Source organism: Terrabacter tumescens, from assembly GCF_014646815.1.
Lineage (GTDB): Bacteria > Actinomycetota > Actinomycetes > Actinomycetales > Dermatophilaceae > Terrabacter > Terrabacter tumescens.
The window spans coordinates 56,709-80,918 of sequence record NZ_BMNZ01000005.1; the positions used below are offsets into that span (position 1 = coordinate 56,709).

Consider the following 24,210-nt stretch of genomic DNA (forward strand, 5'->3'; position numbering starts at 1 on the left):
TGGTGGCCCGTGCTCGGGCCGGGGTTCCGGGGTCTGCCACGGCGGCGGACCCCGGAACCTCTCTCAGACCGAGGGAGATCAGCCCTTGGCGATGTTGGCCGCGATCTCCTTCGCGGCAGCGTCGAGACGCGCCTGCGCACCCGCCTTGCCCGCGATGATGTCGGCGGTCGCCTGCCCGAAGGGGCCCCAGACCGAGTTCATCGCCGGGATGTTGGGCATCGGCTTGCCGTCGACGCCGGCCTCGTACCACGCCTTGACGTCGGGGTCGCTCGCGGCGACCTCGTCGTAGGCCTCCTTGAGGGCCGGCGGACGCTTGCCGACCTCGAAGAGTGCGAGCTGGACGTCCTTGCGCGGGATGTAGTTCGTGACGAACTCCTGCGCGAGGGCGGCGTTCTTGGCCTTGCTCGAGACGTAGAACATCTGGACACCGAGGAACGGCTTCATGGCGCCGCCACCGGCGAGGCTCGGCAGCGGGGCGATGCCGTAGTTGATGCCCGCCTCCTTGGCCTTCGCGACGCTCCACGGGCCGCTGATCATGAACGGCGCGGCCTTCGTGTCGAAGAGCGCGTCCTGGTTCGTGTCGTCGACGTTGGTCGAGAGGACCTTCTCCTTGCCGAGCTCGGCGAGGACCTCGCCACCCTTGACGGAGCCGGGGCTGTTGACGATCAGCTTGTTCGGGTCGTAGTCGCCGTTGTCCTTCGTGGCGAAGATGCCGCCGTCGGAGAAGGCGGAGAGGTACGGGTAGGCGAAGTACGCGTTGCCGACCTTGGAGACGAACTGCGACAGGACCTGCTTGGCCTTGCCCTCCTTGACGAGCTTCTCGCCGGTGGCGACGAGCTCCTCCATCGTCTTGGGCGGGTTCGGGACGAGGTCCTTGTTGTACATGAGGCCGATGTTCTCGACGGCGTACGGGACGCCGTAGGACTGGCCGTTGAACTTCGTGGCCGCGATGGCGCTCGGCAGGAACTTCGCCGCGACGTCGGAGCTGAGGTTGACCGGGGCGACCGTCGAGTTCTGGACGAGCTCGCCGAGCCAGTCGTGGGCGCCGACGATGACGTCCGGGCCCTTGCCGACCTTGGTCGCGTCCTTGAACTGGGCGCGGGTGTCGGTCGAGATCTGCACCTTGACCGAGACACCGTTCTCGGCGGCGAACTGGTCGGCGTACTTCTGCACGGCCTTGGAACGGTCGGCGTCGGTCCAGATGACGAGGTCGACGTTGGCGTCACGGACGGGAGCAGCGGTGCCGCTCGGCGTCTCGGGGGTGCCAGAGGTGGTCGCCTTGCTCGTGCCGGCGGCACCGGTGTTGGACGGGGTGGTGGGGCTGGACCCACCGCAGGCGCTGAGGGCCAGGGCGGCAACACCCGTGACAGCAGCAGCGCCGAGCGCACGCTTGTGCATGGATTCTCCTTTGAAGCCAGGTGGCACACGCCGCCACCGGTGACCCGGAATCTAGCAAGAAGTTGCAGACAGCGGCCACCCGCTTGCAGCAAGTTTTTGCAACGTTCTGGACACGACACGAAACCGCAGGTCAGCGAGGTCCTGGGTGGGCCGGGGGTGGTCAACGTGCCGCGCATGGGACATGATGACGATGCCTGCTCAGCCGGGCAGGCACCTTTACAACGGATCGTCCGGCACGTTCCTGCCGGTGAAGGAAGGCAAAGAAGCCATGGCAACAGTGACGTTCGACAACGCTACGAGGCAGTACCCGGGCAACCCGGTCCCCTCGGTCGACAAGCTCAACATCGAGATCGCGGACGGGGAGTTCCTCGTCCTCGTCGGTCCCTCCGGATGTGGCAAGTCCACCTCCCTGCGCATGCTCGCCGGCCTCGAGGAGGTCAACGGCGGCCGCATCCTCATCGGTGACCGCGACGTGACGAACCTGTCCCCCAAGGACCGCGACGTCGCGATGGTGTTCCAGAACTACGCGCTCTACCCGCACATGACGGTCGCCGACAACATGGGCTTCGCGCTCAAGATCGCCGGGGTCGACAAGGCCGAGATCCGCAAGCGCGTCGAGGAGGCCGCCAAGATCCTCGACCTCACGCCCTACCTCGACCGCAAGCCGAAGGCCCTCTCGGGTGGCCAGCGCCAGCGCGTCGCCATGGGCCGCGCGATCGTCCGCTCGCCCCAGGTCTTCCTCATGGACGAGCCGCTGTCCAACCTCGACGCCAAGCTCCGCGTCCAGACCCGCACGCAGATCGCCTCCCTCCAGCGCCGCCTCGGCGTCACGACGGTGTACGTCACGCACGACCAGGTCGAGGCCATGACGATGGGTGACCGCGTCGCGGTGCTCAAGGACGGCATCCTCCAACAGTGCGACAGCCCGCGCCGGATGTACGACCACCCGGCCAACGTCTTCGTAGCCGGCTTCATCGGCTCGCCCGCCATGAACCTCATGAGCGTCCCTGTCACCGAGGGCGGCGTCGACCTGCACGGCCACACCGTGCCGATCGCACGTGAGGACCTGTCCGGTGTCGGCAAGGACGTGACGCTCGGCGTGCGTCCCGAGGACCTCGAGCTGTCGTCCGACCAGTCGGGCATCCCCGTCACGGTCGACGTCGTCGAGGAGCTCGGCGCGGACGCCTACATCTACGGGTCGACCGAGCAGAAGCTGCTCGAGGCCACCGGCGAGAACGCCGGCGCCGTGCCGTTCATCGCGCGGGTCGACGGTCGGCGCCCCCCGGAGAAGGGCGAGAAGATCTACCTCAAGCCCAAGGTCGGTCACGTCCACGTCTTCAACTCGGAGTCGGGCCTGCGCGTCGGCGACTGAGCCGAAGCGCCTCCGGCGCAAGCAGATCGCGTATGCCGCCGGGCCGGCACCCATCGTGAGTGCCGGCCCGGCGTCGTCGCCTCCAAGGCTCGACAAGGTCAGGCCGCGGCGCCCGGCGAGGCCCTAGGCTCCGCGTGTGACGACATCGCGGATCGGACGCGCCTGGCACACCCTGACGCTGCTCGTGGCGGTCACCGCGCTCGTCCTGCAGCTCTACCTCGTCGTCAGCGGCGAGAACATCCTGGACTCGAGCGCGGTGACGACGGCCCGCCCCGAGCAGGTGCGCCGCTACTTCAGCTACTTCACGATCCAGTCCAACGTCCTCGTCGCCGTGTCGATGTTCCTCATCGTCCGGGACCGGATGAACACCCAGGTCTTCCGCGTGGTGCGGCTCGCCTCGCTCGTCGGCATCACCGTGACGGGCATCGTCGCGGCCGTCGCACTGCCGCCGTCGCCGACGTACACGACGGCCAACCTCGTCTGCGACCGCCTGCTCCACGTCGTCGTGCCCGCGCTGACCTTCGTCGGGTGGGCCGTCTTCGGCCCTCGGGAGAAGGTCACTCGCGACGACCTGCTGCCCTCGCTCATCTGGCCCGTGCTGTGGCTCGCGGCGACGCTCGCGCTCGGCCCCTTCGTCGGCTGGTACCCCTACCCGTTCCTCAACGTGGGCACGATCGGCTTCGGCCGGACGCTGCTCAACTGCGCCGTCATCGCCATGCTCTTCCTCGCTCTCGGGGGCCTTGCGCTGTGGGCTGATCGACGCCTGTCGCGCGAGCGTGCCACGATGAGCGCGTGACGCTCGAGATCACCACCGCCAGGCCCGAGTCCGCCCTGCTCGACCTGCCGTGGTCGACACCGCTGGAGGAGTGGCCCGAGAGCCACCTCGCGGCGCTCCCCCGCGGCATCTCCCGCCACGTCGTGCGCTTCGTCAAGCTCGGCGCACGGGTGCTGGCGGTGAAGGAGATCAAGGACGACATCGCCGACCGCGAGTACGCCATGCTGCGCAACCTGCGTCGGCTCGACGTGCCGTCGGTCGAGCCGTTCGGTGTCGTCCACGGTCGCACGACGGCCGACGGAGAGCCGCTCGACGCGTGCCTCATCACACGCCACCTGCAGTTCTCGCTGCCCTATCGCGCGCTCTACAGCCAGAACCTCCGGCCCGACACGGCGGTGCGCCTCATGGACGCCCTCGCGGTGCTCCTCGTCCGCCTGCACCTCGAGGGCTTCTGGTGGGGCGACGTATCGCTGTCCAACACCCTCTTCCGCCGCGACGCGGGCGCCTTCGCCGCCTACCTCGTCGACGCCGAGACCGGCGAGCTGCACGCGCGCCTGTCCGACGGCCAGCGGGAGCACGACCTCGACATCGCCCGCGTCAACATCGCGGGTGAGCTCATGGACCTCGCGGCCGGTGGCTTCCTCGAGGAGCACGCCGACCCCTTCGAGGTGTCCGCCTCGGTCATCGAGCGCTACCACACGCTGTGGGACGCCCTCACCGGCACCGAGCGCTTCGAGCTCGGTGACCGCTGGCGCGTCGACGAGCGCATCCGGCGCCTCAACGAGCTCGGCTTCGACGTCGACGAGCTGTCGATGACGACCGACATCGGGGGCACCGAGATCGTCATCACCCCGAAGGTCGTCGACGCCGGCCACCACTCCCGCCGCCTGCTGCGGCTCACCGGCCTCGACGTCGGCGAGAACCAGGCGCGCCGCCTGCTCAACGACCTCGACGCGTACACCGCCGCGACCGACCGTCAGGGCGACGACGAGGAGATCGTGGCGCACGACTGGCTCGCCAAGGTCTACGAGCCCGTGACGCGTGCCGTGCCACGTGAGCTGACCGGTCGCCTCGAGCCGGCCGAGATCTTCCACGAAGTGCTCGAGCACCGCTGGTACATGAGCGAGCGCGCCGGGCACGACACCCCGATCGAGGACGCCCTGCGCGACTACGTCACGACGGTCCTGCCGGCCAAGCCGGAGGAGAAGTCCGTCCTCGGCGTCGACACCGAGGAGATGCCGGTCATCAGCCGGTTCGACTGACGACGCCGCCACCTCCCACGTCGAGTGCCCACTTCCACACGTCGAGAACTGCGCACTCGACCCTGCGGGCCGCACCTCCCACGTCGAGTGCCCACTTCCACACGTCGAGAACTGCGCACTCGACCCTGCGGGCCGCACCTCCCACGTCGAGTGCCCACTTCCTCACGTCGAGAACTGGGCACTCGACTCCGCGGGTGGGCGAGGGCGTAGGCCGTCAGTCCTCTTTGGTGCCCAACGCGGACTCCGCCGGCCCCGAGAGGATCTGGCCGAAGAGGACGACGATCCACAGCACGAACGTCACGACGTGGACCGCGGTGCACCACAGGCAGATCGCGTTGATGCGGTAGAGCTCGGCCCACACGAGGTAGAGCACCATGCCGAGGCCGACGGTGAGCCAGCCGAGTCGCGCGGCGTCCAGCCACGCCTCGGGTCGGCGCCACACGCGCGGTAGGCAGAGCGCGAGCGCCACGACGAAGAAGACGAGGCCGAGCAGCGCCACGGGCACCCCCATGAAGGTGCTCCAGGCGCTCGTCGTGACCTTGGCGCAGTCGACGACGCCGCCGATGCTGCACGCCAGGGTGGCGTTGGCCGTGAAGTGCTCGTAGGTCAGGTAGGCCGAGACGAGCAGCCCCACGACCGCGAGCACCACCGAGACGGGTGCGAGCCACGCCGGGCGGGTGCGTCCGGCGACCACCGCGGCGTCGCCCGTGGTCACGTCGTCACGCAGCGAGCTCACGCCGCGTCACCGCTTGAGCAGCACGGACGCGGACTGCACGCCCTGGCTCGTGCAGACGTTGGCGGGCTTGCCGTCGGTCTGCGAGCAGATCTGGGCGGTGATCATGTTGATCGCGGGCGTCACCGTCTTGCCGATGTCGGACGTCGGGTCCTGGATGCCGGCGATGATCTGGTCGTAGGTCTTGCCCTCGAAGGCGTTGGCCTCGACCGTCGCGCCGTCGGTGGCGTGCGTGCCGCCGTAGGTGACCCACGGGATGCCGCCGCCGGGGTTGAACTTCTGGAACAGCGCGAGGTTCTCGCCGTCGAGCGTCTGCAGCGGCTTGCCCTCGCGGTCCTGGGTCTCGATCGCCTGGAAGGCGACGACGTCGCTCGTGAACTTCGCGTCCTTGAACGAGAACGTCGGGGTGTTGGGGTGCACGTCGGTGCTCGAGCTCGTCGTCTCGGTGACGCCGGTGAAGGTGCCGAAGCGCGACAGCGCACCGATCAGGGCCCACCGCTCCATCGCGCAGAACGGGCAGTACTCAGCGCCGATGTAGAGCACCTTCGGCTTGCCGTCCTGCGTCAGCGCGGTGCCGCCCTGCAGCTTGGTCGGCGCCTGCGCGGGCGAGGGCGCCGGCGCCTTGTCGAAGAGGGTCGCGGGCAGCTTCTCGAGGGTGGCGAGCGCGGCGGCTCCCCCGCTGGCAGCCGCGGGAGCGTCCTTGGGCCGGTTGGAGATGACGACCCCGACGACGACGGCGATGATCACGACGACGACGGCCACCGACGCGGCGATGACCTGAGTGCGCTGGCGGTCCTTGCGGGCGGCCTCGGCGCGCAGCTGCGCCGCTCGGGCGGCCGTCTCGGCACGGGTGCTCTTCGCCACGGGTACGTCCTTCGTTCCGGCTGCTCGTCCGCAGCGCTCAGCGTGACGCCCCGGATGGGTACTACAGGGCGTAGTCGACTCGACAGCACTCTAATCGAGCACAATCAGACCAGCGTGGGAGGGCCGTCCGAAGTTCCCCAACTCACAGCCGGGTCCCCGCTGACCCTCGTGCCTGGTCCCGCCCGCTCCCCACTGGCCTGTCGATGTCGGCTGCGCCGAACGGGCGTATGCCGTCCCGCCGGGTCGGGCGGGCCCGTCAGCGTCGGCGCTGGCGGGCGATCTCGTAGAGGGTGACGCCGGTGGCGAGGCCGGCGTTGAGCGACTCGACGGCCGAGCTCATCGGGATCGAGACGATCTGGTCGCACGTCTCGCGGACGAGGCGCGAGAGGCCCTTGCCCTCGGAGCCGGTCACGATGACGAGCGGCTCGGTGGCGAGCGTCAGGTCGGGCAGCTCGACGTCGCCGTCCATGTCGAGGCCGAGGATGAAGAAGCCGGCCTTCTTGAACTCCTCGAGGGCGCGCGTGAGGTTGCTCGCGCGGGCCACGGGGATGCGTGCCGCTGCGCCGGCGGAGGTCTTCCACGCGGAGGCCGTCATGCCGACCGAGCGCCGCTCCGGCACGACGACGCCGTGGCCGCCGAAGGCTGCGACGGATCGCACGATGGCGCCGAGGTTGCGCGGGTCGGTGATGCCGTCGAGGGCCACGACGAGCGGGATGCCGGGCATCTCGGGGTCGATGAGGTCGTTCGGGTGGGCGTACTCGTAGGGCGGCACCTGCAGCGCCATGCCCTGGTGGACGCCGCCGTCGGTGAGGCGGTCGAGCTCGCCGCGGGGCGTCTCGAGGATGGCGAGGCCGCGCTCGGTGGCGATCTTGAGGGCCTCGCGCACGCGGTCGTCGGTGTCGATGCGCGTCGCGATGTACATCGTCGCCACGGGCACGTCGGCGCGCAGGGCCTCGACGACCGAGTTGCGGCCGTAGACCATCTCGCTCGACGCCTTGCTGCCGCGACTCTTGGAGCGCGCCTGCCCACGGCCCCCCGGACCGGCGGCGCCGCCACCGGAGCGCTTGGCGGCGGACGTGGCTCGCTTGTGCGCGGGGTGGTACTCGCGGTCGGCGGCCTTGGGGGTCGGGCCCTTGCCCTCGAGCCCGCGGCGGCGCTGGCCGCCAGAGCCGACGGTCGCGCCCTTGCTGCTCTTGCGGATGGCGCCGCGCCTCTGGGAGTTGCCTGGCATGTCAGCCCTGTGCCTTCTCGGCCCCGGGGGCCGCGGTGGTGGTGTCTTCGGGGTCGTTCGCGCGCGGTGCGCGGGCGAGGGACCACTGGGCCCCCGAGGGGGTGTCGGTGATCTCGATGCCGACGGCCGTCAGGCTGTCGCGGATCTCGTCGGCGCGCTCGAAGTCGCGCTCCTGGCGGGCGACCTGGCGCGCGTCGAGCTGGGCCCGCACGAGCGCCTCGAGCGCCACCTCGGCGGCGGCGTCCTCGCGGCTGCCGCCCGAACCCCAGTGCGCCGCAAGGGGGTTCACGCCGAGCACGTCGGTCATGGCGACGACGGCGCCGGCGGCCGCGAGGGCCGCCTCGTCGTCGTCCTCGTCGAGCGCGCTGTTGCCGGCCCGCACGGTGTCGTGCACGACGGCGAGCGCGCCGCTGACTCCGAGGTCGTCGTCCATCGAGGCGACGAACGCCGCCGGCAGGTCGGTCGCGGCCACGGGCACGATCTCGCCGCGTCGGGCCGCGCGCTCGAGGAAGCCCTCGATCCGCTCGACGGCGCCGGCTGCCTCCTCGAGCGAGCCCTCGTGGTACTCGATCGTCGACCGGTAGTGCGCGGCCGTGAGGTAGTAGCGCAGCACGATGGGGCGGGTCACCTCGAGCAGGTGCGCGACCTCGAGGGCGTTGCCGAGGGACTTGCCCATCTTCTGGCCCTTGACCGTGACCCACGCGTTGTGGAGCCAGTAGCGGGCGAAGCCGAGACCGGCCGCGCGCGACTGCGCCTGCTCGTTCTCGTGGTGCGGGAAGCGCAGGTCGATGCCGCCGCCGTGGATGTCGAACTCGTCGCCGAGCCAGCGCCGCGCCATGGCGGAGCACTCGAGGTGCCAGCCGGGGCGTCCGGCGCCGAACGGCGTCGGCCACGAGGCGCTCTCGGGCTCGTCGGACTTGCGGCCCTTCCAGAGCGCGAAGTCGCGGGGGTCGCGTTTGCCGCGCGGGTCGGCGTCGTCGGCGCTCGCCATGTCGTCGAGCGACTGGCCCGTGAGGGAGCCGTACTCGGGCCACGAGCGCACGTCGAAGTAGACGTCGCCGCTGCCGTCGGGGGCGGCATACGCGTGCCCCTTGTCGATGAGGGTCTCCATGAGCGTGACCATGTCGGGCACGTGCCCGGTGGCGCGCGGCTCGTAGGTGGCGGGCTCGACGCCCAGCGCGTCGAGCGCCTGCGAGGTGAGCCGCTCGTTGCGGTACGTCAGGGCGAACCACTGCTCGCCCGCCTCGGCGGCCTTGCGCAGCACCTTGTCGTCGATGTCGGTGACGTTGCGCACGAGCGTCACGTCGTAGCCGTGCCCGGTCTCGAGCCAGCGGCGCAGCACGTCGAACGCGACGGCGAAACGGATGTGCCCGATGTGCGGCGCGCCCTGGGTGGTGAGGCCACAGATGTACATGCCGACCTTGCCCGCCTCGCGCGGCGTGAAGTCGCGCAGCTCCCGGGTTGCGGTGTCGAACAGTCGTAGGCTCACCCGCCGAAGTCTATCGGCGCGTCGCCACGCGCCCGACCAGTGACGGTCCGGCAGCTGCGGCGGCCTCCGGACTAGGGTCGGGGCCATGGCGCAACCGCGGCTCACGAGCTACGAGCGGCTCGACGGCACCGAGGTCCGCGCCGTCACCCGATACCTCGGCGAGCGCATCGACACCTACCTGCCCCGCCACCCCGGGCTGCGCGCGGCCACCGAGGAGCTCGGCAAGGTCATCGACGCGCTCCTCGACCGGCGCCGCCGCGCCCCCGTCCAGCGGGCCGCGCTGCTGTGGCTCTCGCGCGTGCTCATCGTCGTGGTCGTCGCAGTGTCGGTCGTCGCCGTCGCGATCGCCGTGCGCGACGGCGTGGCCCGCGCGGGCTCGATCGCGGCGTTCGAGTGGCTGCCGGTCGTCGAGAGCCTCATCAACGACCTCGTCTTCGCCGGCATCGCCATCTGGTTCCTGCTCTCGCTCGCCGACCGGGTCGTGCGCAACGACCTCATCCGGCGGTTGCACCGGCTGCGGTCGCTGGCCCACATCATCGACATGCACCAGATGAGCAAGGACCCGGCGGCCCTGCTGCCCGCCACGCGGCCGGGCACCGTGGCCGGCGACGAGGTGGTCAGCCCGCGCACGATGTCGGTGCGCGACTACGCGCTCTACCTCGACTACTGCTCCGAGCTGCTCTCGCTCTGCTCCAAGGCCGCGGCCCTCTGCGCCGAGGAGTCGACCGACGCGCTCGTGCTCGACACCGTGAGCGAGATCGAGAACCTCACGACGGGCATGAGCCGCAAGATCTGGCAGAAGATCAGCCTGCTGCGCGACGCACCCCGCACCTGAGCCCGCGGACGGGCCCGGCGCGGCCACACGGCATACGCCCGCTTGCGTATGCCGTGTGGCGCGGACCGCGCGTCAGTGACCCCTGCGGATCCACTCCTCGACGTCCGGCAGCTCGTCGCCGACGGTCGTGGCGCGACCGTGGCCGGTCAGGACCGTCGTCTCGGGCGGCAGGGAGAGCAGCTTGTCCCTGATCGAGTCGACGATGGTCGGGAAGTCGGAGTACGAGCGACCCGTCGCCCCCGGACCGCCGTGGAAGAGCGTGTCGCCCGTGAAGACGACGGCGAGGTCACGCGCGAAGAAGCAGCACGCACCCGGGGCGTGGCCCGGCGTGTGCAGCACGAAGAGCTCGACGTCGCCGACCTGCACGACGTCCCCGTCGGCGAGGTCCTGCGTCGGCGCGAGATCGGGGTGGGTCCGGTCCCACAGCACCCGGTCGTCGGGGTGCAGTGCGACCTTCGCCCCCGGGTGGGAGGCGAGGAGCTCGGGCACGACGGTGACGTGGTCGTCGTGCGCGTGCGTCAGCAGCACGTGGGTCAGGCGACGGTCACCGACGAGCTCGAGGATCGCTCCGGCGTCGTGCGGGGCGTCGATGACGACGCACGAGGTGTCGTCGCCGATGACCCAGACGTTGTTCTCGACCTCCCACGTGCCGCCGTCGAGGCTGAACGTGCCCTCGGTGGTCGTGTGGTCGACGCGGACGCCGCCCTGCGACGGCCGGACCTGGTCGGCCGCGTCGTCGGCGCTCACAGCTCGACCACCGAACGCAGCACCTCGCCGCGGTGCATCTTCTCGAAGGCCGGCTCGATGTCGCCGAGGCCGATGCGCTCGCTGACGAAGGCGTCGAGGTCGAAGCGACCCTGCTTGTAGAGCTCGACGAGCATCGGGAAGTCGCGGCTCGGCAGGCAGTCGCCGTACCAGCTCGACTTGAGCGAGCCGCCGCGACCGAAGATGTCGATCATCGGCAGGGTCACCTGCTGGTCGGGCGTCGGCACGCCGACGAGGACCACCGTGCCGGCGAGGTCGCGGGCGTAGAACGCCTGCTCGTAGGTCTCGGGGCGGCCGACCGCCTCGACGACGACGTCGGCGCCGTTGCCGCCGGTCAGGCTGCGGATGGCCTCGACCGCGTCGGTGTCCTTGCTGTTGACCGTGTGCGTCGCGCCGAAGTGCCTGGCCTGCTCGAGCTTGGCGTCGCTGACGTCGACGGCGATGATCGTCGTCGCGCCGGCCACCTGGGCGCCGGCGATGGCGGCGTTGCCGACACCCCCGCAGCCGATGACGGCGACCGAGTCGCCCCGGGTCACCCCGCCGGTGTTGACGGCCGCGCCGAACCCGGCCATGACCCCGCAGCCGAGCAGACCGACCGCGGCGGCGTCGGCCTCGGGCACCTTGGTGCACTGGCCGGCGGCGACGAGGGTCTTCTCGATGAAGGCGCCGATGCCGAGGGCCGGCGTCAGCTCGGTGCCGTCGGTCAGCGACATCTTCTGCGTGGCGTTCGCGGTGTTGAAGCAGTACCACGGCTTGCCCTTGGCGCAGGCCCGGCACTGGCCGCAGACGGCGCGCCAGTTGAGGATGACGAAGTCGCCGGGCGCGACGTCGGTGACACCCTCGCCGACGGCCTCGACGTAGCCCGCTGCCTCGTGCCCGAGCAGGAACGGGTAGTCGTCGTTGATGCCGCCCTCGCGGTAGTGCAGGTCCGTGTGGCACACCCCGCAGGTCTCGATCTTGACCACCGCCTCGCCGGGGCCCGGGTCGGGCACGACGACGTCGACGACCTCGACGTCTGCTCCCTTGCTGAGGCTGATGACACCCTTGACGGTCTGCGGCATGACTACTCCTTCGGCCTCGTCTTCACGGTCCCCTGATCCTGCCAAACGTGCGCCCGGCCCGGTCGGGCGGTGGCAACGAAGTGCCCACTCGACTCGAGAGTCGAGTGGGCACTCCCCCACGTCGAGTGGGCGGTCTCGTGCGTCTTCGGGCGCCTCAGCGGTCGCGCGTGACGCCGCCGGTCTCGTCGTGCGCACCCGCGCCGTCGACACCGTCGGTCACGTGGTGCTCGCTGCGCAGCCCCTCGCCGTCGGTCCGGTCGCCGCCGAGAGCCTCGCCGTTGCGGGCCCCGTCGTTGCGCACCTGGTCGTGGCGCACCTGGTCGTCGCCGACCTCGTCGAGACGGTTGGAGTCCTCGTCGATCCGGTAGCCCTCCTTGTCGGTGCGCACGTCGGGGTCGTGCAGGTCGGCCTGCCGCATCCGCTCGTCACGCTCGCGCCTGACCGCCTCGGCGTCACCCGAGTGCTCCCGGGCCTCGGCCTCGAGGCGCTCGGCCTCGATCCGGCGCTTCTCCGCCTCCGCACGGGCCAGCTCCGAGCGGGCCTGGGCCTCGGTCGCGCTGACCTCGCGCTCGCGCAGCGTCTGGTCGTGCTCGGCCGCCTCCTGCCGGATCTCGGCCGCCTTCTCGCGCCGGGCCTCGACGTGCCGTCCGCGGCCGCGCGAGCTCACGAAGGCGACGACCGCGATCACGACGATCACCGCCACGATGATCCAGATGATGGTGCTGGTAGTCATGCCGTCCTCCTGGTCACCCCGATGGGGCAGGCAGTCGCCGCTCCACCCGTCGGCGTACCCGTTGCGTCGCGGCGTCAAGCACCGGTCGACGCAGCTCAGCTGCCGCGGCGGAGCACCACGAGGGCGGTGGCGACGGCGGCGATGCCCTCGGCGCGGCCGGTCAGGCCGAGCCCGTCCGTCGTCGTGCCGCTCACCGACACCGGGGCGCCGGCTGCCTCGGACAGCGCGGCCTCGGCCTCGGCGCGGCGCGTGCCCACCTTGGGACGGTTGCCGACGACCTGCACGGCGATGTTGCCGATCTCGTAGCCGGCCTCGCGCACCAGCCTCGCGGCCTCGGACAGGAGCGTGACGCCGGACGCGCCGGCGAGCTCTGGGCGGGAGGTGCCGAAGTGGGCGCCGAGGTCGCCGATGCCGGCGGCGGAGAAGATCGCGTCGCAGGCGGCGTGCGCCGCGACGTCCGCGTCGGAGTGCCCGTCCAGGCCGCGTTCGCCCGGCCAGAGCAGGCCGGCGACCCACAGCTCGCGGTCCGACCCCTCGATGGCGTACGCGTGGACGTCGACCCCGACGCCGACGCGCGGGAGGGTCGTCACCGGGCGTCCTTCCAGTCGATCGGGCCGCGGTGGAGCTTGTGCGGGGCCGCCTGCGCCACCGGCTTGATCACCATGGTGTCGATGTTGACGTGCTGGGGCAGCCCGACGACGAAGCCGACGCACTCTGCGACGTCGTCGGCCACGAGCGGCCGGTCGACGTCTGCATAGACCTTGTCGGCCGCGGCCTGGTCGCCGTGCAGCCGGGTCAGGGAGAACTCCTCGGTGCGGACCATGCCGGGGCGGATATCGACGACGCGGATGTTCTCGCCGTTGAGCTCGAGACGCAGCGTCTCGGAGACCACCGAGGTGCCGTGCTTGGCGGCGACGTAGCCGGCGCCGCCCTCGTAGACGCGCTCGCCGGCGATGGAGCTGATGTCGACGATCGTGGCGCGGGCCGAGCGGCGCAGGAGCGGCAGCACGGCCTGGGTGACGCGCATCGTGCCGACGACGTTCGTGGCGTACATCCGCTCCCACTCGGCCGGGTCGCCGTCCTCGACACGGGTCACGCCGAGGGCGCCACCGGCGTTGTTGACGACGACGTCGCAGCGGCCGAGCGTCGCAACGCCCTCGCTGACCGAGTCGGCGTCGGTGACGTCCATGACGAGGGCGCGGGCCGAGCCTCCGGCCCCTTCGACGGAGGCCACGACCTCGTCGAGCTTCTCGCGGCGGCGTCCCGAGACGACGACGTCGAAGCCGTCCTGCGAGAGGCGCCGGGCAATGGCCGCGCCGATGCCGGTGCCACCACCGGTGATGAGGGCCAGGGGGCGGGACTGGGTCGGGGTCGTCACATCGGTCACGCTGCCGAGGATAGGCCGCACACCCGTTTGAGGTGTTCGGCGGTCATTTCCGGCCGCGCGTCTACGTCAAACGGGTGGAGGTGGGCCGGCGAGGAGGCGGGCGGCGGCGTCGAGGTCGGCCGGGGTGGTCACCTTGAGGGCCCGCGCGTCACCGTCGACGACGAGGACCCGCTCCCCCAGCCGCTCGACGAGCCCGGCGTCGTCGGTCGCGTCGCTCGAGACGGCGTGGGCTCGCTCGAGCACGTCCCGCCGGAAGCCCTGCGGCGTCTGCACCGCGCGCAACGATGACCGGTCCGGGGTCCCGACGACGAAGCCCTCCGCGTCGACCTGCTTGATCGTGTCGACCACGGCGGTGCCGGGCACCACCGCGACCGCCCCACCGGCGACGGCGGCCACGACCCGGTCGAAGACCGCCACCGGCGTCAGGCACCGCGCCGCGTCGTGGACCAGGACGATCTCGACGGCGTCGCCCAGCACGGCCAGGCCTGCAGCGACGGAGTCCCCCCGCTCGGTCCCGCCGACGACGACGGTGACGGGCGCGGACGAGCCGAGCTCACGGCATACGCCATCGGCCAGGACCTCGGCGTCACCGCGGTGCGCGGCAGGGGCGACGACGACCACCTCGGAGACCGCCGAGCACGACAGAGCCCCCCGCAGGGCGTGCCCCAGCAGGGACACCCCCGCGAGGGGCACGAACGCCTTGGGGACCGCAGCCCCCAGACGCGAACCGGAGCCGGCCGCGACGACGATGACGCCGACGCGACCGGCTCCGGTCTCGTTGTTCAGGATCTCGCCCGGATCAGGAAGCGAGGACCTCGTCGAGGATGGTCTCGGCCTTCTCCTCGTCGGTCTTCTCCGCGAGCGCGAGCTCGGAGACGAGGATCTGGCGGGCCTTGGCGAGCATGCGCTTCTCGCCGGCCGACAGACCGCGGTCCTGGTCACGACGCCACAGGTCACGAACGACCTCGGCGACCTTGATGACGTCACCCGACGCGAGCTTCTCGAGGTTGGCCTTGTAGCGGCGCGACCAGTTGGTCGGCTCCTCGGTGTGGGGCGTGCGCAGGACCTCGAACACCCGGTCCAAGCCCTCCTGGCCCACGACGTCGCGGACACCCACGAGGTCGCAGTTCTCGGCGGGGACCTCGATCGTCAGGTCACCCTGAGCGACCTTGAGCTTCAGGTAGAGCTTGTCCTCTCCCTTGATCGTTCGTGTGTTGATCTCTTCGATCAGTGCAGCCCCGTGGTGGGGGTACACGACCGTCTCGCCGACCTTGAAAACCATCTGCTGTTTTCCCCTTTCGCGACCTCCAGATTATCACGAACCAAGGCACATAGCGATCTCAGGATCCGGCATCGTCGCAGGTCAGAGCCATAGTCGGCCGCTCAGGGCCGACGATTGACGTCTTGACAGAACCCGGTTCGGCATGCATTACGAGCCCCTCGAGACGCACGGACCGGCCCGTCCGGACGACTCCAGGGAGCTTGCGTCGAGGCGCTGCGGCGGGTGCCCGGGCTGCGCGGCGCGGGCGCCGGTAGGCTGTCGCCCGTGAAGCGTCGAATCCCCGCCCCGGCCCCCGCGCGTCGCCCGTCCACCCGCCGGGTGACGACGGTGCTCGCCGGAGTGGCCCTCGCCCTCGCGACGACCGGCTGCCAGGTCAACTCGCCCGTCCAGACCGATGTCGCCTACGTCCCCGCCGACGGCGTGCCGGCCAACGTCGGCGAGCTCGCCCTGCGCGACCTCGCGCTCATCGGCGACGGCAGCGGGACCGTCGTCATCTCCGGCTCCGCCGTCAACCTCGGCGACCAGGACATGACGGTCAAGATCGCCGCCCAGGCCGACCCCAACGCGACGACCGCTCCCACCGGGTCCGAGATCTCGCTGCGTCCGCAGGAGCAGGTCGCACTCGCCTCGAAGGGCCTGCAGCTCAGCGGGGTCAAGACCAAGCCGGGCGGCCTCGTGCCCGTCACGGTCACCTCGAGCGTCGGTGGCACGACCGTCGTCAAGGTGCCCGTGCTGGCCCCCAAGGACTACTACTCGACGGTCACGCCTGCGCCCACGGGCAGCTGACTGACGCCTGACACGACGAGGACCGGCTCCCCCAGGGGGCCGGTCCTCGTGCGTTCTCGGCGGGGCCGCGAGCGGTCACCGATGGCGTATGCCGTGGGCGCACCACTGCGTCTGCGCGTCACCGGGTCACTGGTGACGTCCGACGGCTCAGCCGGCCTCGAACTTGTAGCCGAGGCCGCGCACCGTGACGATGTGGACGGGGTTGGCCGGGTCGGGCTCGACCTTGGCCCGCAGGCGCTTGACGTGGACGTCGAGGGTCTTGGTGTCCCCGACGTAGTCGCTCCCCCAGACCCGGTCGATGAGCTGCATGCGCGTCAGCACCCGGCCGGAGTTGCGCAACAGCATCTCGAGCAGCTCGAACTCCTTGAGCGGCAGCGAGGCGGACCGGCCCGCGACGCTGACGGTGTGGCGCTCGACGTCCATCCGGACCGGCCCCGACTCGAGGGTCGAGGGCAGCAGGTCCTCGGGCTCGGCCAGACGGCGCAGCACGGCCTTGACCCGCGCGAGCAGCTCGCGGCTCGAGTAGGGCTTCGTGACGTAGTCGTCGGCGCCGATCTCGAGGCCGACGACCTTGTCGATCTCGCTGTCCTTGGCCGTCAGCATGATGACCGGGACCGACGACCGCTGGCGCAGCGCCCGGCAGACGTCGACGCCCGACAGGCCGGGGAGCATGAGGTCGAGCAGGACGAGGTCGGCTCCGTTCTTGTCGAACTCGGCCAGACCGTCCGGGCCGGTCTCGGCCACGGCGACGTCGTAGCCCTCCTTCTTCAACAGGTAGGACAGCGGGTCGGAGAACGACACCTCGTCCTCGACGATGAGAATGCGACTCAAGACGGGCCTCTCGGGGTCTGGCAGCGTGGGGCTGGCGGTTGCTCAGGTGGGGTCTCAGGCGCTCACGGACGGGGCCGGGCCGGTGTCCACGGACGGGGTCGGACCCGTGTCTGCGGACGGGGTCGGGCTCGTGTCCACCGACGGGGCGGGGCCCGGGTCGTGCGGCAGGGCGGCATACGTCGTCGGTGCGGCGGGCTCGATGGCGCCGGAGGCGTTGGCCGCGGGCAGCTCGATGGTGAAGGTCGAGCCGCGGCCGGGCTCGGACCAGACCGACACGTTGCCGCCGTGGTTGTCGGCCACGTGCTTGACGATCGCGAGGCCGAGGCCGGTGCCACCGGTCGCGCGCGAGCGCGCCGTGTCGACGCGGTAGAAGCGCTCGAAGATGCGCTGCTGCTCGTCCGGCGCGATGCCGAGCCCCTGGTCGGTGACCGAGACGTCGATGACGCCGGAACGACCGCGGCGCACCATGACGCCGACGCGCGTGCCGCTGTCGGAGTAGGCGATGGCGTTGCCGATGAGGTTGCTGATGGCGGTGGTCACGAGGTCGGCGTCGCCCCACACCTCGCAGCCCTCGTCGACCGCCGTGACGAGCTCGATGCGGTGCTCGTCGGCGATGAGGCGGCTGCGATCGGCGGCGTCGCGGGCACACGCCCCGACGTCGATGAGCGTCGGGTCCTTGATGACGTCGGCGCCCTGCAGGCGGGACAGCTCGACGATCTCCTTGACCAGGCGGGTCAGCCGGTCGGACTCGACGCTGATCCGCTTGGCGAAGCGCGCCACGGCCTCGGGGTCGTCGTGGGCGTCGAGGACCGCCTCGGCGAGCAGGGAGATGCCGCCGACGGGAGTCTTGAGCTCGTGGCTGACGTTGGCGAGGAAGTCGCGGCGGATCTCCTCGACGCGGGCCGCCTTGGAGCGGTCCTCGACGAGCAGCAGCACGTGGTCGGCGCCCAGGGGTGCGACGCGTGCGGCCACGACGAGGCGCCCGTCGCCGATGCCCTTCTGCAGGGTCAGCTCGGCCTCGCGGATGACGCCGTCGCGGCGCACCGCGCGGGCGAGGTGGAGCAGCTCGGGGTGGACGAGCTCCTGGCCGCGCACGAGACCCTGCGCGACCGCAGCCGGCGAGTTGTTGACGACGCGGTCGGAGGAGTCGACGAGGATGCCGCTCGAGCGCAGGACGGCGATGACCTCACCGACGCCCGGGGGCAGCGGCGGGGCGGGAGGGGCCGGCGCCTCGGCCGCCGTCGAGCGGTCCGACAGGCGCACGGCGACCATCGCCAGGCCGCCCAGGGCGAGGCCGGCGATGCCACCGAGCGTTGCCGCGGTCGTCGGGTCCACGACACTCAGCGTACGCATCGACGCGGGAGGCTCTGACCACGCGCGCCGTGCTCGTGCGGTGCACGAACCCACTGTTCACCTCAGCGTCCCCACCCATTCACGAAGCCCTGCCAGCCTCTGCACCAGCGGGGGACGTGTCGACCCGCCCGTATGCCCTCTCGCGCGCGTCGCGGGTGGCAGGCTGGCAGGCACGACGACCCGAGCACGCACGACCGGCGACTGACAGGAAGACCATGCGCGACCAGTTCCACGAGGACCTCGACACCATCTCGGACCAGCTCGTCGAGATGACCCGGCTCGCGGGGTCGGCCATCTCCCGCGCCACGACCGCCCTGCTCGACGCCGACGTCCACCTCGCCGAGTCGGTCATCGAGGCCGACCGCAAGCTCGACGACATCCGCATCGAGCTGGACGAGCTGTCCATCGACCTGCTCGCGCGGCAGCAGCCCGTCGCGACCGACCTGCGCATCGTCGTCACGGCGATGCACATGAGCTCCGACCTCGAGCGAATGGGCGACCTCGCCCGGCACGTCGCCAAGGTCGCCCGCCTGCGCACGCCGGACTCGGCGGTGCCGCCGGAGCTGCGCGCGCACATCCTGCAGATGGGCCAGGTCGCCGAGGCGATCGTGGCCAAGTGCGGCTCGATCATCGCGAGCAAGGATGTCGCCGGCGCCATCGCGCTCGAGAAGGACGACGACGCGATGGACGACCTGCACCGCGACCTCTTCGCGGCGCTCCTCGACGAGAACACGTCGTGGTCGCGCAGCTCGATCCTCGACCTGACGCTCGTCGGCCGCTACTACGAGCGCTTCGCCGACCACGCCGTGTCGGTCGCCCGGCGCGTCGTCTACCTCGTCACCGGCGAGTACGACTCCGAGGTCAGCTTCGACCACGAGGACGACGAGGACGCCGACGTCATCGCCGAGATCGAGCGCGGGCACACCCCCGCCTGACGCCCAGACGCCCGAAAGCCCCGAAAGGCCACGAACCGGAGCCCGGTTCGTGGCCTTTCGACGGTGAAGGCGGTCGGTCAGCGGCCCTGGTTGGCGACGGCCTCTGCCGCGGCGCGGGCGGCCTCGGGGTCGAGGTAGCGCCCACCCGGGGTGACGGGCTTGAACGACTCGTCGAGCTCGTAGACGAGCGGCATGCCGGTGGGGATGTTGAGCCCGGCGATGTCGTCGTCGGAGATGCCGTCGAGCGTCTTGACGAGGGCCCGCAGCGAGTTGCCGTGCGCGGCGACCATGACGGTGAGGCCGTCGGCGAGGTCGTTCTGGATCACGGTCTCCCAGTACGGCATGAGGCGCGTGACGACGTCCTTGAGGCACTCCGTCGCGGGCATCGCATCGCCGAGACCGGCGTAGCGCGGGTCGCCGTGCTGCGAGAACTCGTCGTCGAGCTCGATGGGCGGCGGCGGCACGTCGTAGGAGCGGCGCCACAGCATGAACTGCTCCTCGCCGAACTGCTCGAGGGTCTGCTTCTTGTCCTTGCCCTGCAGCGCGCCGTAGTGGCGCTCGTTGAGGCGCCAGTCGCGCTTGACCGGGATCCAGTGGCGGTCGGCGGCGTCGAGCGAGAGGTTGGCCGTCGTGATGGCGCGGCGCAGCAGCGAGGTGTGCACGATGTCGGGCAGGATCCCTGCCTCCTTGAGCTGCTCGCCGGCGCGCACGCCCTCGGCGCGGCCCTTGTCGGTGAGGTCGACGTCGACCCAGCCGGTGAAGAGGTTCTTGGCGTTCCAGTCGCTTTCGCCATGACGGACGAGGACGAGCGTGTAGGTCATGGCGCCAGCCTAGCGACGGCCGATCAGGCCTCCGACCCGTCGTCCAACAGGTGACGGAACGCGTCGAGGTTGCGGGTGGACTCGCCGCGCGACACCCGCCAGGCCCACTCCTTCTTCATCGAGCCGAGGAAGCCCAGCGCGAGCAGCTCGTTGAAGACGTCGTCGCTCGCCGACAGCACGATGCCGAAGACCTGGTCGAGGTGGTCGGCCTCGACCGCGACGGTCGGGATCTCGCCGCGGAGGTAGACGTCGCCGTCGGAGTCGATCGCGTAGGCGAGCCCCTGCAGCCGGACGTTCTTGCGCAGCAGGGTGCGGTAGAAGACCTCGTGGTTCTCGTCGGGGTTGCGGATGACGAAGGCGCTGAGGCTCGTCGTCCGGTCGCGCACGAGCACCGACACGACGGTCTTGAGCTTCTTCTCGCCGGGCAGCGTGACGACGTACTCGCCCGTGCGTCCGCCGAGCTCCCAGTCGAGCCCGACCGAGTCGAGGTATGCCGTGAGGCGGGCCTCGGCGGCCGCGCGCGGCGTGCCCTCCGCGGGGTCCACCGGGTCCGCCTGGTCCACCGGGTCCAGCTCCTGCGGCTCGGCGCTCACGGGATCACCGCCGTCGGCACGCCGACGAGGCTCTGGCCCTCGTCGATGGGGACTTCGTTGGTGCCGTTGGCGCGCTCGCGGATGGCCTGCCGATAGACCTCGAGCAGGCGGTCGGTCGTCGCGCCCCAGCCGAACTGGGCGGCGTGGGCGACGGCCGCGGACCCCAGCGCGAGGCGCCGGGTGTCGTCGCGCAGCAGGGACTCGACGGCGTCGGTCCAGGCCGGCGTCTCGTGTCCGTCGACGAGGACACCGGCGTCTCCGACGGCGGTGGGCAGGCCCCCGACGTGCGCTGCCACGACGGGGGTGCCGCACGCCTGCGCCTCGATCGCGACGAGGCCGAAGGACTCCGAGTGGCTGGGCACGAGCACGAGGTCTGCGGCGCGGTACCACTGGGCGAGCACCGGCCTGGCCACCGGGCGCACGAAGCGGACGACGTCGTCGATGCCGAGGGCACGCGCGAGCTCCTCGAGCTCGTGGGGCCGGGTCAGGCCACTGCCGCTCGGGCCGCCGAGGACCGCGACGGTGAGACGCCGACGGCGATCCGGGTCGCGGCGCAGCAGCTCGCCGGCCACCCGGAGCAGCACGTCGGGGGCCTTGAGCGGCTGGATGCGGCCGACGAAGAGGAGCAGCTCGCCCTCGACGGGCAGCCCGAGAGCGCGGCGCGCCTCACGACGGTCACCCGGCGTGAAGGTCGACAGGTCGACCCCGGGAGGGACGACGGACACCTTGGCCGGCGGCGCGGCATACAGCTCGATGAGCTCGCGGGCCTCGTCGTCGGTGTTGGCGATGAGACGGTCGGCCGCCTCGACGACCTGGACCTCGCCGATCTCGCGACCCCGCGGCTCGGGCGGGTCGCCCTCGGCGAGGTGGAGGTTCTTGACGCGGGCCATGGTGTGCATCGTGTGCACGAGCGCGACCCGCCAGCGGTCGGCGGCGAGCCAGCCGACCTGGCCGGAGAGCCAGTAGTGCGAGTGGACGAGGTCGTAGTGGTCCTCGGGGACCGACAGGCCCGCCTGCATGATGCCTGCGGAGAAGGCGCAGAGCTGGCCGGGGAGCTCCTCCTTGGCCAGGCCCTCGTAGGGGCCGGCGGTCACGTGACGCACGCGCACGCCCGGGACGAGCTCGGCCTCGACGGGCGTCTCCCCCGTCGTGCGGCGCGTGAAGATGTCGACCTCGACGCCGCGCGCCGCGAGCTCCTTGGCCGTCTCGGCGACGTAGACGTTGAGCCCGCCCGCGTCACCGGTCCCCGGCTGCTCCAGGGGCGAGGTGTGGACGCTGATCATCGCCACGCGTCTCGGCTCGGCCGCCATCGGCATCCCTTCGTCCTGCACCTGCTCGTGCTCTCGTGCTGCTCTCGTCCTGCTCTCGTCGACTCAACCACACCGGTGATTCGATGTATTCCGGCGTGCCCTGGACCGCGGCGATACATCGACCCGCCGAAGGGCCTCGCGTAGCCTGCCGTCGTGCCCCCTCGCCAACGCCCCGTCGGCACGGTGACGCGCGGCACGACGAACCCCAACCGGCTGCGCCGCTGCGACCGATGGATCGCCGGGCCCCAGGCGTGGCGGCTCCGGCGCAGTCCCGGCCCGCCCGTCGTCGTCGACCTCGGCTACGGCGCCTCGCCGACGACCGCCGTCGAGCTGCACGACCGCCTGAGCGCGGTGCGCCCTGACGTGCAGGTCGTCGGCATCGAGATCGACCCGGCCCGGGTGGCCGCGGGCAAGCCGCTCGAGCGCGACGGCCTGAGCTTCCGGCTCGGCGGCTTCGAGGTCCCCCTCGACGGCGGGGCGCGTCCCACGGTCGTGCGGGCCTTCAACGTGCTGCGGCAGTACGCCGAGGACGAGGTGCCGGCCGCCTGGGCCCTCGTCCAGGAGCGCCTCGCACCCGACGGCCTGCTCGTCGACGGCACCTGCGACGAGATCGGACGGCGCGCCGCCTGGGTAGCCGTCGACGCCACCGGCCCGCTCAGCCTCACCCTGTCGCTGCGGATGGGCGGCCTCGAGCGACCGTCGGACGTCGCCGAGCGCCTCCCGAAGTCGCTGATCCACCGCAACGTGCCCGGCGAGCCCGTGCACGAGTTCCTCGCCGACCTCGACCGCGCCTGGGCGCGCCACGCCCCGCACTCGTCGTGGGGGGCCAGGCAGCGCTTCCTCGCGACCGCCGCCGAGGTGCGCGAGAGCTGGCCGCTGCTCGACGGGCCGTCCCGGTGGCGGCTCGGCGAGCTCACCGTCGCGTGGTCGGCCGTGGCGCCGGCCGGGCGGTGACCGCACCCGGGCGCAGACGCAGGTATGCCGTCCGGTGGACCGGACGGCATACGTGCTGTGTCGGGTGGTGCGGAGGTGTCAGGCGTCCTCAGCGGACGTAGTCGTCCTCGAGGCGCTCGATGTCGGCCTCGTCGAAGTGGCCGAAGCCGACCTCGAGCAGGCGACCCGGCTCGCTGCCGGAGTTGCCCATGCGGTGGATCGAGTTGCGGGGGACCCACACGGTCTCGCCGGGCTGGGCGCTCCACGTGCGGTCGCCGACGGTGACGTCGATGGGCACGTCGAGGACCTGCCACATCTCGCCGCGGTGGTCGTGGCGCTGGAGCGAGAGCCGGTGACCGGGCTGGACCGTGATGATCTTGACGGTGACCTGCTCGTTGGAGACGAACTGCTGGAACTGCCCCCACGGACGCTCGGCGACGAAGATGTCCTGGGCGGGGTTGCGGTCGCCGCGCTCGTAGTCGTCGGGCAAGTGCGTCGGGCCCTGGCCAGGCGCCACGGCGGCGCCGGAGCGGTGCTGGTCGGTCATAGGTTCCCCCATCGTCGGTGAGAGCCCAGTGTGCCGCAATCCGTCACGCTGGTGCGCCAGACGAAGCGTAGAGCGCCTACCAGCCGGAGCTCGATCGGCCCCCGAGGCCGCGGACCTGGCGCAGCGCGGGGCGCACGTCGGCGAGGTAGACGGCAGCGCCGAGGAAGCCGGCGATGCCCAGCAGGCCGATCGGGTCGAACACCGAGATCGACCCGAAGACCAGGGCCACCCCGGTGATGATCAGCCAGAAGCGCTTGGTGCGCTTGCCGGCCGCGACGTAGGCGTTCTCCGGGTGGCGCAGGGCGTCGACGAAGGCGAAGACCTCGCAGCCCAGGGCCACCACTCCGAGGACGAGGGTGACGAGGCTCTGGTAGCCGGCATAGAGCTGCATGTGGGCAGGATAACCCGCTCACCCGTGCGTCGACCCCTCCCAGCCGGCTCCCAGACTCGGGCGACGGCGGACGTCCGCGCGCGGTCGGCGGCTCAGACGTCGACGACGAGGGTGACAGGGCCGTCGTTGACGAGCGAGACCTGCATCATGGCGCCGAAGCGGCCCTGCTCGACCTCGATCCCCCGCGCCCGGAGCGCCTCGACGAGGTCGGCGACGACGGGCTCGGCCACCGGGCCGGGCGCCGCCGCGCTCCACGACGGCCGGCGGCCCTTGCGCGTGTCGGCGTAGAGCGTGAACTGGCTGACGACGAGCACCGGGGCCCCCGCGTCGGTCAGGCTCCGCTCGTCGCGCAGGATCCGCAGCTCGGCGATCTTGCGCGCCATGCGCTCCACCTGCGCGGGCCCGTCGTCGTGGGTGACGCCGACGAGAGCGAGCAGGCCGGGGCGGTCGATGGCCCCGACGACCTCGCCCTCGACCTCGACCCGGGCGCTCGTGACGCGCTGGAGGACCGCCCTCACGAGGG

General features: G+C 71.4%; 27 protein-coding genes. 7 read left to right on the top strand and 20 right to left on the bottom strand.

Translation table 11 applies throughout. The features are described from left to right. Positions 1-78: 78 nt before the first annotated feature. A complete protein-coding gene (locus IEY30_RS13405; protein ID WP_030199758.1) occupies positions 79-1,398 on the bottom strand; it encodes a sugar ABC transporter substrate-binding protein in 1,320 nt (439 codons plus the stop codon). Between the two features lie 268 nt (positions 1,399-1,666). On the opposite strand from IEY30_RS13405, the gene IEY30_RS13410 reads away from it, so the two are divergent. The 3 genes from IEY30_RS13410 (at position 1,667) to IEY30_RS13420 (ending at position 4,807) form a co-directional block, all read left to right on the top strand. Then, positions 1,667-2,770, top strand: coding sequence for an ABC transporter ATP-binding protein (locus IEY30_RS13410; RefSeq protein ID WP_030199757.1), 1,104 nt, complete (start codon positions 1,667-1,669; stop codon positions 2,768-2,770). A gap of 136 nt (positions 2,771-2,906) precedes the next feature. Further along, positions 2,907-3,566 carry a Pr6Pr family membrane protein gene (locus IEY30_RS13415; protein ID WP_052358609.1) on the top strand — a complete coding sequence of 220 codons (660 nt, stop codon included), beginning with the start codon at positions 2,907-2,909 and terminating at the stop codon, positions 3,564-3,566. Further along, on the top strand, positions 3,563-4,807 hold the full coding sequence (locus IEY30_RS13420) for a DUF4032 domain-containing protein (protein ID WP_188960147.1): 1,245 nt from the start codon (positions 3,563-3,565) through the stop codon (positions 4,805-4,807). Before IEY30_RS13415 ends, IEY30_RS13420 begins: the two co-directional genes overlap by 4 nt. A 214-nt stretch (positions 4,808-5,021) precedes the next feature. Here the strand turns inward: IEY30_RS13420 and IEY30_RS13425 are convergent, their stop codons facing one another. The 4 genes from IEY30_RS13425 to cysS all read right to left on the bottom strand — a co-directional run bounded on the left by IEY30_RS13425 (position 5,022) and on the right by cysS (position 9,124). Continuing rightward, positions 5,022-5,543 carry a vitamin K epoxide reductase family protein gene (locus tag IEY30_RS13425; protein ID WP_030199745.1) on the bottom strand — a complete coding sequence of 174 codons (522 nt, stop codon included), beginning with the start codon at positions 5,541-5,543 and terminating at the stop codon, positions 5,022-5,024. Between the two features lie 6 nt (positions 5,544-5,549). Further along, complete coding sequence (locus tag IEY30_RS13430) at positions 5,550-6,404, bottom strand: DUF929 family protein (RefSeq protein WP_030199744.1); 855 nt, start codon at positions 6,402-6,404, stop codon at positions 5,550-5,552. Positions 6,405-6,660: 256 nt separating this feature from the next. Continuing rightward, the gene (gene rlmB / locus IEY30_RS13435; RefSeq protein ID WP_030199739.1) at positions 6,661-7,635 is read right to left on the bottom strand and encodes a 23S rRNA (guanosine(2251)-2'-O)-methyltransferase RlmB; all 975 of its coding nucleotides are present in this window, start codon (positions 7,633-7,635) and stop codon (positions 6,661-6,663) included. A gap of 1 nt (position 7,636) precedes the next feature. Continuing rightward, positions 7,637-9,124: a cysteine--tRNA ligase gene (gene cysS / locus IEY30_RS13440; RefSeq protein WP_030199735.1), complete on the bottom strand. Its 1,488-nt coding sequence runs from the start codon at positions 9,122-9,124 to the stop codon at positions 7,637-7,639. Between the two features lie 85 nt (positions 9,125-9,209). On the opposite strand from cysS, the gene IEY30_RS13445 reads away from it, so the two are divergent. Beyond that, positions 9,210-9,959 carry a hypothetical protein gene (locus IEY30_RS13445; RefSeq protein WP_052358608.1) on the top strand — a complete coding sequence of 250 codons (750 nt, stop codon included), beginning with the start codon at positions 9,210-9,212 and terminating at the stop codon, positions 9,957-9,959. A gap of 72 nt (positions 9,960-10,031) precedes the next feature. Here IEY30_RS13445 and IEY30_RS13450 read toward each other — a convergent pair whose 3' ends face one another. The 7 genes from IEY30_RS13450 to IEY30_RS13480 all read right to left on the bottom strand — a co-directional run bounded on the left by IEY30_RS13450 (position 10,032) and on the right by IEY30_RS13480 (position 15,187). Next, positions 10,032-10,706, bottom strand: a complete 675-nt coding sequence (locus IEY30_RS13450) for an MBL fold metallo-hydrolase (RefSeq protein WP_030199727.1) — start codon at positions 10,704-10,706, stop codon at positions 10,032-10,034. Next, complete coding sequence (locus IEY30_RS13455; RefSeq protein ID WP_030199724.1) at positions 10,703-11,785, bottom strand: S-(hydroxymethyl)mycothiol dehydrogenase; 1,083 nt, start codon at positions 11,783-11,785, stop codon at positions 10,703-10,705. Before IEY30_RS13455 ends, IEY30_RS13450 begins: the two co-directional genes overlap by 4 nt. A 154-nt stretch (positions 11,786-11,939) precedes the next feature. After that, on the bottom strand, positions 11,940-12,518 hold the full coding sequence (locus IEY30_RS13460; protein ID WP_052358607.1) for a hypothetical protein: 579 nt from the start codon (positions 12,516-12,518) through the stop codon (positions 11,940-11,942). 95 nt (positions 12,519-12,613) lie between these two features. Next, a complete protein-coding gene (gene ispF, locus IEY30_RS13465) occupies positions 12,614-13,108 on the bottom strand; it encodes a 2-C-methyl-D-erythritol 2,4-cyclodiphosphate synthase (RefSeq protein ID WP_030199720.1) in 495 nt (164 codons plus the stop codon). Next, positions 13,105-13,905, bottom strand: coding sequence for an SDR family oxidoreductase (locus tag IEY30_RS13470; protein ID WP_081920542.1), 801 nt, complete (start codon positions 13,903-13,905; stop codon positions 13,105-13,107). The genes ispF and IEY30_RS13470 overlap by 4 nt, the downstream gene beginning before the upstream one ends. A 66-nt stretch (positions 13,906-13,971) precedes the next feature. After that, entirely contained in the window at positions 13,972-14,655 is a 684-nt protein-coding gene (gene ispD / locus IEY30_RS13475; RefSeq protein WP_373286724.1) for a 2-C-methyl-D-erythritol 4-phosphate cytidylyltransferase, read from the bottom strand. A gap of 49 nt (positions 14,656-14,704) precedes the next feature. After that, entirely contained in the window at positions 14,705-15,187 is a 483-nt protein-coding gene (locus IEY30_RS13480) for a CarD family transcriptional regulator (protein WP_030199704.1), read from the bottom strand. 264 nt (positions 15,188-15,451) lie between these two features. Between IEY30_RS13480 and IEY30_RS13485 the strand changes: the two genes are divergently transcribed. Then, entirely contained in the window at positions 15,452-15,973 is a 522-nt protein-coding gene (locus IEY30_RS13485) for a hypothetical protein (RefSeq protein ID WP_030199698.1), read from the top strand. Between the two features lie 147 nt (positions 15,974-16,120). Here IEY30_RS13485 and IEY30_RS13490 read toward each other — a convergent pair whose 3' ends face one another. Together IEY30_RS13490 and IEY30_RS13495 are read right to left on the bottom strand one after the other, a co-directional pair. Further along, positions 16,121-16,804: a response regulator gene (locus IEY30_RS13490; protein ID WP_030199695.1), complete on the bottom strand. Its 684-nt coding sequence runs from the start codon at positions 16,802-16,804 to the stop codon at positions 16,121-16,123. Between the two features lie 54 nt (positions 16,805-16,858). Continuing rightward, the gene (locus tag IEY30_RS13495) at positions 16,859-18,139 is read right to left on the bottom strand and encodes a sensor histidine kinase (RefSeq protein ID WP_081920524.1); all 1,281 of its coding nucleotides are present in this window, start codon (positions 18,137-18,139) and stop codon (positions 16,859-16,861) included. A gap of 233 nt (positions 18,140-18,372) precedes the next feature. Here IEY30_RS13495 and phoU point away from each other — a divergent pair, with 233 nt between their 5' ends. Beyond that, positions 18,373-19,092, top strand: coding sequence for a phosphate signaling complex protein PhoU (phoU, locus tag IEY30_RS13500; RefSeq protein WP_030199686.1), 720 nt, complete (start codon positions 18,373-18,375; stop codon positions 19,090-19,092). 77 nt (positions 19,093-19,169) lie between these two features. On the opposite strand, the gene IEY30_RS13505 is transcribed toward phoU, so the two are convergent. From IEY30_RS13505 to mshA, 3 genes are read right to left on the bottom strand one after another with little or no spacing between them, the layout of a single operon-like run. Further along, positions 19,170-19,913: a phosphoglyceromutase gene (locus IEY30_RS13505; RefSeq protein WP_030199682.1), complete on the bottom strand. Its 744-nt coding sequence runs from the start codon at positions 19,911-19,913 to the stop codon at positions 19,170-19,172. A 23-nt stretch (positions 19,914-19,936) separates the two neighbouring features. Then, positions 19,937-20,506 carry a type III secretion system chaperone family protein gene (locus IEY30_RS13510; RefSeq protein ID WP_229675000.1) on the bottom strand — a complete coding sequence of 190 codons (570 nt, stop codon included), beginning with the start codon at positions 20,504-20,506 and terminating at the stop codon, positions 19,937-19,939. Continuing rightward, positions 20,503-21,789, bottom strand: coding sequence for a D-inositol-3-phosphate glycosyltransferase (gene mshA / locus IEY30_RS13515; protein ID WP_308423758.1), 1,287 nt, complete (start codon positions 21,787-21,789; stop codon positions 20,503-20,505). Before mshA ends, IEY30_RS13510 begins: the two co-directional genes overlap by 4 nt. 180 nt (positions 21,790-21,969) lie before the next feature. Here mshA and IEY30_RS13520 point away from each other — a divergent pair, with 180 nt between their 5' ends. After that, positions 21,970-22,770: a methylase gene (locus tag IEY30_RS13520; RefSeq protein WP_030199674.1), complete on the top strand. Its 801-nt coding sequence runs from the start codon at positions 21,970-21,972 to the stop codon at positions 22,768-22,770. A gap of 88 nt (positions 22,771-22,858) precedes the next feature. Here IEY30_RS13520 and IEY30_RS13525 read toward each other — a convergent pair whose 3' ends face one another. The 3 genes from IEY30_RS13525 to dtd all read right to left on the bottom strand — a co-directional run bounded on the left by IEY30_RS13525 (position 22,859) and on the right by dtd (position 24,205). Beyond that, positions 22,859-23,296 (bottom strand): phosphomannose isomerase type II C-terminal cupin domain, encoded by a 438-nt coding sequence (locus IEY30_RS13525; protein ID WP_081920522.1) that lies wholly within the window; start codon positions 23,294-23,296, stop codon positions 22,859-22,861. A gap of 76 nt (positions 23,297-23,372) precedes the next feature. Then, positions 23,373-23,687 carry a DUF2516 family protein gene (locus IEY30_RS13530; RefSeq protein WP_030199664.1) on the bottom strand — a complete coding sequence of 105 codons (315 nt, stop codon included), beginning with the start codon at positions 23,685-23,687 and terminating at the stop codon, positions 23,373-23,375. Positions 23,688-23,779: 92 nt separating this feature from the next. Then, positions 23,780-24,205, bottom strand: coding sequence for a D-aminoacyl-tRNA deacylase (gene dtd / locus IEY30_RS13535; protein WP_030199660.1), 426 nt, complete (start codon positions 24,203-24,205; stop codon positions 23,780-23,782). Positions 24,206-24,210 lie beyond the last annotated feature (5 nt).

Excerpts from the sequence above, each read along its gene's own strand:
- IEY30_RS13525 (WP_081920522.1), bottom strand. The coding sequence starts at position 23,296 with ATGACCGACCAGCACCGCTCCGGCGCCGCCGTGGCGCCTGGCCAGGGC.
- IEY30_RS13480 (WP_030199704.1), bottom strand. The coding sequence starts at position 15,187 with ATGGTTTTCAAGGTCGGCGAGACGGTCGTGTACCCCCACCACGGGGCT.
- mshA (WP_308423758.1), bottom strand. The coding sequence starts at position 21,789 with ATGATCAGCGTCCACACCTCGCCCCTGGAGCAGCCGGGGACCGGTGAC.
- IEY30_RS13505 (WP_030199682.1), bottom strand. The coding sequence starts at position 19,913 with ATGACCTACACGCTCGTCCTCGTCCGTCATGGCGAAAGCGACTGGAAC.
- IEY30_RS13460 (WP_052358607.1), bottom strand. The coding sequence starts at position 12,518 with ATGACTACCAGCACCATCATCTGGATCATCGTGGCGGTGATCGTCGTG.
- IEY30_RS13455 (WP_030199724.1), bottom strand. The coding sequence starts at position 11,785 with ATGCCGCAGACCGTCAAGGGTGTCATCAGCCTCAGCAAGGGAGCAGAC.
- rlmB (WP_030199739.1), bottom strand. The coding sequence starts at position 7,635 with ATGCCAGGCAACTCCCAGAGGCGCGGCGCCATCCGCAAGAGCAGCAAG.
- IEY30_RS13530 (WP_030199664.1), bottom strand. The coding sequence starts at position 23,687 with ATGCAGCTCTATGCCGGCTACCAGAGCCTCGTCACCCTCGTCCTCGGA.
- IEY30_RS13445 (WP_052358608.1), top strand. The coding sequence starts at position 9,210 with ATGGCGCAACCGCGGCTCACGAGCTACGAGCGGCTCGACGGCACCGAG.
- IEY30_RS13405 (WP_030199758.1), bottom strand. The coding sequence starts at position 1,398 with ATGCACAAGCGTGCGCTCGGCGCTGCTGCTGTCACGGGTGTTGCCGCC.
- phoU (WP_030199686.1), top strand. The coding sequence starts at position 18,373 with ATGCGCGACCAGTTCCACGAGGACCTCGACACCATCTCGGACCAGCTC.
- IEY30_RS13410 (WP_030199757.1), top strand. The coding sequence starts at position 1,667 with ATGGCAACAGTGACGTTCGACAACGCTACGAGGCAGTACCCGGGCAAC.